We start from the raw sequence: 8,555 nt of genomic DNA on the forward strand, positions 1-8,555 counted from the left end.
GCGGCCGGCTTTGACCAACTCGACCATCTGCGCCCGAAATTCCGGCGCGTAGGGGTTGTGGTGCTTTCCCATGGCAGGCACCTCCTGTTCCAAAGGATAGGTGTCCACGAAACCGGGTCAACTCCACTTTGAGACGATGTCACGGACGGTGGGTGGCATCTTTTCCCATGCTGTCTTGTTACCCAGCAACCAGTAGCCGTCCCACATGTGGTTCGTCATCGAGCAGTATTTCTGGACTTCATAAAGCTTCGCGGCGTCGACTACAGCCAGCGCGTTCTCCTGCCCGTCGACGACCTTCGTCTGCAATGAAGAATAGACTTCGTTGAAGCTGATCGACGCCGGGGCTGCGGAAAGCGACTTGAACAGCGAGACCCAGAGACGTCCACCCGGCACCCGAATTTTCATCCCCTGCAGGTCGGCAGGAGTCTTGATCGGCTTTGTACTGGTAGTGATCTGCCGAAACCCGTTGTTCCAGATCTTGTCCTGCACGATCAGATTCGCCTTACCAATAAGCCCGCGAATATGGGCGCCAAGGGCGCCGTCGAATGCTGCAAATACCTGGTCGTAGTCTTTATATGCGAAGCCGACGCCGGAGATGGATGCCTTCGGAACCAGCGTCGAAAGGGTATTGGCGCCCGAGACCGTATAAAACTCCAGCGCCCCAGCCCGCAGCTGCGAGAACATGTCTGGGTCGCCACCGAGCTGATTATTTGGAAACACCCGGAGGTCGACGCGACCATCCGTCTCCTTTTTGATCGCATCCGAGGCTTCTTGAATACGAACGTTGAGCGGGTGACTTGCCGGCAGGTTCGTCCCGACCTTATAGGAGAATTCTGCCGCGTTGGCGCGCCGAACCCACGGACCATCCACGAGGCCTGTCGCAGCGGCAACGGCTGCTCCGGCTCCGGTGAGGAGAAAGCTTCTACGATTGAATCCCATGTTTGTCTCCAACGATTTGAATAATCGTCCGTCAAGGACCGGCGCTTTATTTGCTTACCCGCTCTTTCCCGACGCAATGGGCCGAAGGAGCGTTTTGGCGCGCTTTTGATTTGACGCGCCGGTCAGGTCGGTGCGTGCATTTAGAGTAGCGGACGTGTCGTCCCTCAACAAACGACTTTATCTCGACCTACGGTGAGAAAAAATCGCTGACGCGAACTCCAAAGGAAACGGCTTCAATCGGAAGTGCCGCGCGAAGCGATGGCCGCGCGCATCGAATGCCCTGGCGTGAACGTCTGGTCGTCATTCGTAGGGAAATCCCGCTCCTGCTTTGCCAGCAGCGCGGCGGCCCCGACGCGCGATCTTTTCCAGTCCGCGCGAACTGACTCCCAATTCGTCTCGGCCACAAACGTTGCGGACGCCCCTGGGTTTCGCGATTTGCGTGAGGGCGTTCTACGGTGAAAAAAAATCGTCTCTTGGATGGGCTTTCGTCGCGTGGTGCGTCGCGCTGAACACGCTGAATCTTCAACCTGTGGGGCGGTCAACTGTGCCGGCGAAAACGAAACGACGGGTACCGGCGGAGCCCTGACAGATATCCTGCAACGCCGAATCCGGCGCGGCCTTTCAGGGTGTCAGAGGATTTTTACGGAACAAAGGATGGCGCGCCCGGCTGGGATCGAACCAGCAACCCCTGCCTTCGGAGTTTTGTCTACACGCCACAGCCCTTTATAAATCAATGCCTTGCGCAACTCGCATTCTGCAAAATCAAGGCTAACTTAGGTCAATCCAGGCGGCCCTAGCGTGCCCAAACTGTAATTTCACTGTACTGCGCAACCTGCAGGCGAGCTGTTCTCTAAGCGAGCTTGTGGGTTTTGAGCCAGTCCTTGAGCGCCGCGTTCATGCGCGTCTGCCACCCACGTCCCGTCGCTTTGAAGGCTTCGAGCACTTCGTCGTCAAGCCGGATCGTCGTTGGGGTCTTGTGACTGCCTACGGGCCGTCCACGTCCGCGGCGCACAAGCTTGTCCCCAATATATTCGTCCGCCTGTTCAAAAAATTCGTCGGTCAACTCCGGCGCGTCGTCTGGATCAACCCACTCGGTATGCGAAGCGCGTTTGCTCACGGTCATTTGCTTTCCTCATGCTGACAATGCGGCGAGCCTCGCCGCGTGGAGTCCATACCATGATGACGCAGCGGGGCATCAACAAAGCCCGACACCGCTCCTGTCGCATCGCGCCGCGTTGCCAGATCGATCTGATTCGCGAGCTCATCACTTGATCCGCTACTACTGCGCCACTATCATTGCGGCGTGTTTGAAGTAGCGGACACCCGGATTGGCATCCGGAATTGCGTAAGTAAGATGGGCGACCAAGGGAAATCGACTTGATTTCCTTTGGTCGCCTATGCGTCTTGAGCCTTCTATGGTCGGGCCTTGACGGGGGAGCCTTCAAGCTCGCCGGTTCCTTACGCGCCGGTATGCCAACCTTGTCTCGTGCCCGGCCACCTCATCTGGCGTCAGCGTCGGGCTTGTCGAACCCGCACAAGAAGGCGCGCCATGAACCAAATCGCCGCAGATCCCGAGTCTCTCCAGTCCCGGCTTGATGTCGCAATGATCAGCATCGATCGCGTCACCGCCCTAACCGGCCTGCTGGCCGTCGAAGATGTCGCGGCAGCTTTTGCCCGCCTCTCTTCGCTCGAGCAAGTCGCTATATTCGGCTGCATCGAAGCCGATCTTCATAAAGCCCGCGAGGCGTTATTGCGCGCCGCAGGTTGCGACGACGGAACGAATGTGCGGCGACCCGGTTCGTGATGCGAAAGGTGGTTCGTGGTTCTCGCAGCTTCGGATTTCGGGTGCGCGTCACGAAGGCGGCCGCTAGGCCGACTCGTGACCACTATCGAGGATCACCATCTCCGGATATCGGCCCGGGCGTCACGCTCATATAGCGCTTTAGATCGGGCTTGCCCAAAGCAATCAGGTTTAGCATTGCCACGCCGAGGCGGCGGGCAAATTCATCGTCAACCCTATAGTCGAACTCATCGAGTAGGATCGGCATCTCGAGTCGACCAGCAAGCAGTGGCGCGAGCTTGACCGGATCAGCTGTCTGTACATTGAACTTCTGTTGATCGTCGTCGTATGTCAATACGACCGAGTAAGGCGGGTGCGTTGCCATCAATATCCCCTGCATTGCTGATAGTTTATGAATGCCTGCTGTTTGCAGAGCGCCAAACCACGAGCGCCCCCCATCGGGCTCCCGAGCGCATGGCACATATCTAGATCCCGCTCATACTGCTCGAAGCACTCAGCCTCGTGCTCCTCGCTAACGGCTCGCCCAGAAATGCTCATCAAATTGTCGGACGTGCGACTGGCTCCAAGCGCGAACAGCTCGCCCTCTCCAAGAGGCGTCGGCGGATCGGCATCCGGGGCAGCGGCTTTGGCCCGCGTGCTAGCTACTACGCTCTCGAGGTACTTGATCAAATCGTCAGCGCTCACGTCGTCGTAGCTCTGCATCCAAGAGTACGACTTGGGCGCGGAAACCGCATCGCCCAACGTCGCTGCTACCGGCCTACCACTTTCTCCCATTTCAGCGAATGATTTACGGGACGGCTCGATCTGACCACTTCGCCAAGTAGGTTTGGCAGCAGCAAGGCCGCCGCCAAATCGCCTCGCAGCGCGCTCAATCGCAACCGTGACTCTGCCGCTTTTCACAGCTGACCGAAGTAAGGCGATCGCATCGCTCGGATTCACGCCGGCCGGGGTGTACGCGACATGTAGTCCGAGTTCCCGAAGGTAACCGCGCGCCTGATGAACTGACCGTGTCCGTGGCCAGCGTCGTAAGAACTCTTCAGCATCCCACTGATGCTTCGCCATCGGTATCGCAGACACAACCGTGGCAGATAGAATTGCTTGTTCACCGAAACCCAAGTCGATTTTGACCGAGGCCATTGGGAAATCTCCTCCACAGACGATCAGCGTATGGGACACAATCGTAGCCGTGTCTGCGCCGCCGGGCAAACCGCATAAAGAGGTTGGCGCAACTCGAAAGCTCGCTACCCCAGATGGTGTTCCTCATTCAGATCCCGAAGGACGCATTGACTCCCGAATGATCGGGCCAGGAGGCGTCCAACAGAATGCTCCCAAGCGAGCCGCGGGCGCATTGTGCGCGGCGAGTTCAGCGACATGCACTGGCAATTAGGTGCAGAAAAACGCATCATCCGGGCATCGCTGGCGTTCCGCGCGGACGCACTCCACGAGAGGCCGCCCGCCAAGACACCTGGCGCACAAAAACCGCTCTTACATCTGAGCCGCAGGCGCGGAGGGGACTGCGAATTCGCGCCATTGGCTGACCCAGCGGCTACATCTTTAGAGGCCTGCCTCCGATAGCTCCCAGCCGCACCTTCTCGGCCGATAGGCGCGGTCAATGACTGCCTGCAGCGAAGCCTTCACGTTCCCCTGCTGCTTCTCCCAAGACGCGTAGAGCGCCTTCAATGCGTCAGCATGCGCGGCGTCCACCACGCCTCGCGCGCGGTGCACTTCCAGGATCAGCCGCCGAACGTCTGGATCACGATACAGCCGCCAAAGTTGGCGCAGTTCACTGTCCGTGACCGATTCAAAGTTGTCCGGTGTCAGGTTCATGGATGCACCCCGCGATAACTGTATAAATGTACAGTATATCCAGTACTATGATGGAGCCTCAAGGGGACGGCGACCATGTGCTACTCGGCGCAGATCAAGGCGGACTACCGACGATTCGTCAGAACGTTCGGGGCACGAATTGATTTGCAGGAATTCATGCGCCTGTATTGGGAGCGTGAGCAAGGCCGGGCAGTTACCATCCCCAAGGCGGTCGATGCGATGTTCAGCGATCCCCAAACAGAGGATGAGCGCCGAATCCACGAGATGATCGGCCGATTCAACGCGCTTCGGACGGTGAAGCTCGAAGAAGAGTTGTTCCAGCAGCGCGCGCGGCTCGCCGACGCTGAGCGCGCACTGCAGAGCAAGACGACGAAGGCTGCAACGGAAAGCAAGCGAATAGCGAGCAACAAAATCGAGGCTGCACTCCGACGACTCGGCGACCTACGTCGTCTGGAATTGATGGAGCGCGATGCGCGGATTTTTCCCGGGAACTACGCGCCCGTCATCGTGATGGAGCGCGGGGAACGTGTTGTCAAACCAATGCGATATCAGTGCCGCCCGAACGGAAAGCCTGCGTCCTACGATACAAAGTACCCCGGACTCTACAACGCCCGTCGGGATAACCTCGAAGGTTTCTGGAAGCAGCTTTTCGGCCACTCGCACGCCGTGATGATCGCGAGCGCTTTCTATGAAAACGTCAAAAAGGCACGGCTAGAGGGACAAGAGCTACAGCCAGGAAAGAAAGATGAAACCGTTGTATTGGAGTTCAGGCCCCGCCCCGAAGCAGATATGTTCGTCGCTTGCCTTTGGTCCCACTGGCAAGAGGGGAATGAGCCGGACCTGCTGTCATTTGCGGCGATTACAGACGAGCCTCCAGCCGAAATCGCGGCAGTCGGCCATGACCGGTGCATCATCCCGCTTCGCGCGGAGAACGTCGATGCATGGTTGAATCCGGCGCCCGACAACTTATCGGCGCTGTATGACCTCCTCGATGACCGCGAGCGACCGTATTATGAACATCGATTGGCGGCATGACGCGGGCCGGTACTCGTGCCAAGCCATGCAACTCACGCGCGACCTATAGGCCCGACTACGATACGCGGAACGATCCGCAGTGCCGCGGCACAGTACGACGTTGCCTACGCTGCCACTGGCGCCGACGGAATCTCGTAACGATCGAACGTCACAACATCCTCACCGAGCCAGTCGTTCAGCTCGGCGAAACGAGCCTGCAGTGGCTCGATTTCGTTCCGCCCGAAGACCCGCGCTGCTGTGTCGGGCGTACCGAATCCCCCCGAGTTAACCGGCACAATGCCGAGCAATTGCGGCGGTACTCGGTGCGCCGCGAGCAGGTCATCGCGCGTCACATTCTTGATGTTGAAAAACTCATCCTTTGCCGCGACCTCTGACACGGGAATGAGTTGGATACCGTCCTTCTTTCCGTTCGGCGCGTACATAAACACGTTGCGAAAGTTTCCCGGTCCCTTCGCATTTTTCAGTGCCTCGCGCATATTGTCGACGTCCTCTTGCCTCTGAGCGGCGTCGGTCATGTACAGGATGAAGCCGGCGTGGCTGCCATTCTCGTAGTACTTGCGTCGGAACAGCGTCGACGCCTCATTCAGCCAGGCCGAGTGCAACGAACTCAGATACTCCGGAAGGCCATACACCTCTTGATTGATGTCGGGGCGCATGAGCTGGAAGACGCTGTCCGGCTCGAATTGGTGCCGGTCCTGCCAGCCATTCACATACACGAAGCTGTTGAGGTCCGCCTTACGCCGCGTGTACTTTGCGAGCGCGGGCTCGAGCCGCAGCGTTCCGCCCAGCTGATTCTTCCGGCGTTCGAGGTAGCCGTTGCCGAACGTCAGAAAGTCGAGCGCCCACCGCTCGAACGCGTGCCGCGATAACCATTTGTGCGGCCTAAACGTCGAAGCGAGCACGTTTGCCTTGAAGTACAGCGCCGAGCTATGGTGCGTGCTCGCACGGAACGACTTTGCCAGTCCCGCGAAGCTCACCGGCGGCTCGAACCATTCACCGTTGGACCAGCACTCAACGTAGTCGAGAATCTCAGCCCTGTTCATCACCGGAGTTGGATCGTCGAATGTAAAAACCTCGGCTCGCGCGGGCGTGGCGTGCATAGCGCTGGCGGCAGCTGCGACCGTGGACTTGTGCGGCGCGTGCGAGTGGCGCTCGCTCATGAATAGAACTCCGTGAAAGATGAAGAATTGACGCCCGCTCCCGCCAGCGGCTCGCGGTCGATCGCGTGCAAACACGCCCACGCCAGATCGGCGTGGCCAGTCTCGTCAGTGCGGCCCGCCGTGAACGTTGTCTGACGCCCGCTCGCCGTCATCGTCTGTTTGATTGCCATGAACGCCGCAGCTAGGTCGGTCCAGCTCGCGTCGAATTGCAATCGGCCATTTCGAATGACGGACTGGCCCTTCAGTACGAGTCGCGTTTTCACCTCGGGCGAGTAGTTCAGCGCTACAGCAGCGGGAAAAAACTTGCACACCAGCTGATAGACACCCTGCCCCATGCCCGTCGTATCGATTGCGATGTAGCCGACGTTGTAGCGTTGCGTGATTTGCTCGATCGCGGCGGCCTGCTCTTCGAAATTATTGCCCCGGAACTGATGACGTTCGAGCACGCGGAACGGGCCGCCTTCGACGCGCGGAGGCGCCACAACTACAAGCCCCGCCGAATCGCCCGTCAGCGCCGGATCGTAGCCAACCCACACCTCGCGGTAGCCAAACGGACGCAGCAACAGTGGCGAGAAGTCGTCGGACCACTCTTCCCAGGAATCGATCATGCAACGCTGCAGTTCGGCCAGCTTGAACACCGATAGCGAGTCGTCGATGAATTGGCACATCAGCAGATTCGCGAATTCCTCGGCGCTGTATTCATTGCGCAGCTCATCGATGTCGAAGAGGTCGCATCCGCCTGCCATTGCGTGGAGAATCGTGACGATTTGGCGCCACTGCGCATCCGGGCACAACATGCCCCGCACGAGTGCCTCGTGGCTTGTGTCGATCTGAATACGATCGCCAGCCGTGCGGCCGCGGTTCGCGTGTGCGCCGCTCCAAAACGAATACGCTTCGTGGGTGATGCTCGAGGGCGTGCTGAAGTAGGTCTTGCGCCAGCGCTTGTGCATCGCCATGCCTGACGCGACCTTGTTGAGCTCGCGGAACCGCGGTACCCAGAAGTACTCGTCGAAATAGAAATTGCCGTGGTAGGACTGCGCCGTGCGTGCGTTTGTCCCCAGGAAATACAAGATGGCGCCGTTTGGCAGGATGATCGGATCGCCCGTCAACTCCAGGTCCGCTGCGTCGCGGGCAAACTGCGTGATGTACTGCTTGAAAACGTGTGCCTGCGCTTTGCTCGCGGACAAGAAGATCTGATTGCGGCCGGTCTCAAGCGCGTCGGCAAACGCCTCGCGCGAGAAATACCAGGTCGCTCCGATCTGACGCGACTTGAGGATGTTCCGCGTTCGCCGGTCGCCGTTGCGGTACCAGACCTTCTGATAATCGAAGAGCGAATCACGGAACGCCGTGACGATCTGCTCGCGCTGCTCCTCGCTGATCTCGTTGCGCGCCGGTCGCCGTTTCCGCCCGGCATTTCGCGCGGCGATGTTTGGGTTCAAGTCACCTTCCTTCCCCGTCTCACCATACTTTCGCACGCGTGCGAGCCGTTCGATCTGCCGGCCGAGTAGGTCGATTTCCTTGTAGTCCCCGCCGTCCTTCTTCTCCTTCGCAATCAGCAGCGCAAGGCGCGTCTCGGTAACCGCCTCGATTCGGTGGATCGGCGTAGTCTCCTTCCATCTATCGCGACGGCACCACGACGCCACGGTCGGGGGCTTCAATTGGAGATGCTGTGGCGCGACAATCTGGATGAGAGACGCGCGACAAACAAGATGAGAATGTCGCGGCGAGGTTGATGATGCCGATGTTGATTGACGCTGACAAGCGTTTGTTGATTGACGCGCGGCGCATGTTGC

8 protein-coding genes and 2 pseudogenes are annotated in these 8,555 nt (G+C 59.0%); 2 read left to right on the top strand and 8 right to left on the bottom strand.

Going from position 1 to position 8,555, the window contains the following annotated elements; translation table 11 throughout:
• Window positions 1–117: 117 nt before the first annotated feature.
• The 3 genes and pseudogenes from GWC77_RS26160 to GWC77_RS29805 form a co-directional block, all read right to left on the bottom strand.
• Window positions 118–939 (bottom strand): TRAP transporter substrate-binding protein, encoded by an 822-nt coding sequence (locus GWC77_RS26160; protein WP_254367185.1) that lies wholly within the window; start codon window positions 937–939, stop codon window positions 118–120.
• 850 nt (window positions 940–1,789) lie between these two features.
• The gene (locus GWC77_RS26165; RefSeq protein ID WP_173261878.1) at window positions 1,790–2,062 is read right to left on the bottom strand and encodes a BrnA antitoxin family protein; all 273 of its coding nucleotides are present in this window, start codon (window positions 2,060–2,062) and stop codon (window positions 1,790–1,792) included.
• Window positions 2,022–2,129, bottom strand: a pseudogene (locus tag GWC77_RS29805) (BrnT family toxin); the annotation flags it as partial. The gene GWC77_RS26165 and the pseudogene GWC77_RS29805, both read right to left, overlap by 41 nt.
• 359 nt (window positions 2,130–2,488) lie before the next feature.
• On the opposite strand from GWC77_RS29805, the gene GWC77_RS26170 reads away from it, so the two are divergent.
• A complete protein-coding gene (locus GWC77_RS26170) occupies window positions 2,489–2,743 on the top strand; it encodes a hypothetical protein (protein ID WP_173261881.1) in 255 nt (84 codons plus the stop codon).
• An 82-nt stretch (window positions 2,744–2,825) separates the two neighbouring features.
• Here GWC77_RS26170 and GWC77_RS26175 read toward each other — a convergent pair whose 3' ends face one another.
• From GWC77_RS26175 to GWC77_RS26185, 3 genes are all read right to left on the bottom strand, one after another.
• A complete protein-coding gene (locus GWC77_RS26175) occupies window positions 2,826–3,104 on the bottom strand; it encodes a hypothetical protein (protein WP_173261884.1) in 279 nt (92 codons plus the stop codon).
• Window positions 3,104–3,877 carry a hypothetical protein gene (locus tag GWC77_RS26180; RefSeq protein ID WP_173261887.1) on the bottom strand — a complete coding sequence of 258 codons (774 nt, stop codon included), beginning with the start codon at window positions 3,875–3,877 and terminating at the stop codon, window positions 3,104–3,106. Before GWC77_RS26180 ends, GWC77_RS26175 begins: the two co-directional genes overlap by 1 nt.
• 417 nt (window positions 3,878–4,294) lie before the next feature.
• Complete coding sequence (locus tag GWC77_RS26185; RefSeq protein ID WP_173261889.1) at window positions 4,295–4,567, bottom strand: hypothetical protein; 273 nt, start codon at window positions 4,565–4,567, stop codon at window positions 4,295–4,297.
• A gap of 75 nt (window positions 4,568–4,642) precedes the next feature.
• Between GWC77_RS26185 and GWC77_RS26190 the strand changes: the two genes are divergently transcribed.
• The gene (locus GWC77_RS26190; protein WP_173261892.1) at window positions 4,643–5,602 is read left to right on the top strand and encodes an SOS response-associated peptidase family protein; all 960 of its coding nucleotides are present in this window, start codon (window positions 4,643–4,645) and stop codon (window positions 5,600–5,602) included.
• A gap of 104 nt (window positions 5,603–5,706) precedes the next feature.
• Here the strand turns inward: GWC77_RS26190 and GWC77_RS26195 are convergent, their stop codons facing one another.
• A complete protein-coding gene (locus GWC77_RS26195; RefSeq protein WP_254367186.1) occupies window positions 5,707–6,702 on the bottom strand; it encodes a phage portal protein in 996 nt (331 codons plus the stop codon).
• A gap of 56 nt (window positions 6,703–6,758) precedes the next feature.
• Window positions 6,759–8,441, bottom strand: a pseudogene (locus GWC77_RS26200) (terminase ATPase subunit family protein); the annotation flags it as partial.
• Window positions 8,442–8,555: the final 114 nt, after the last annotated feature.

Source organism: Paraburkholderia sp. NMBU_R16 (genome assembly GCF_013282575.1).
Classification (GTDB): Bacteria; Pseudomonadota; Gammaproteobacteria; order Burkholderiales; family Burkholderiaceae; genus Trinickia.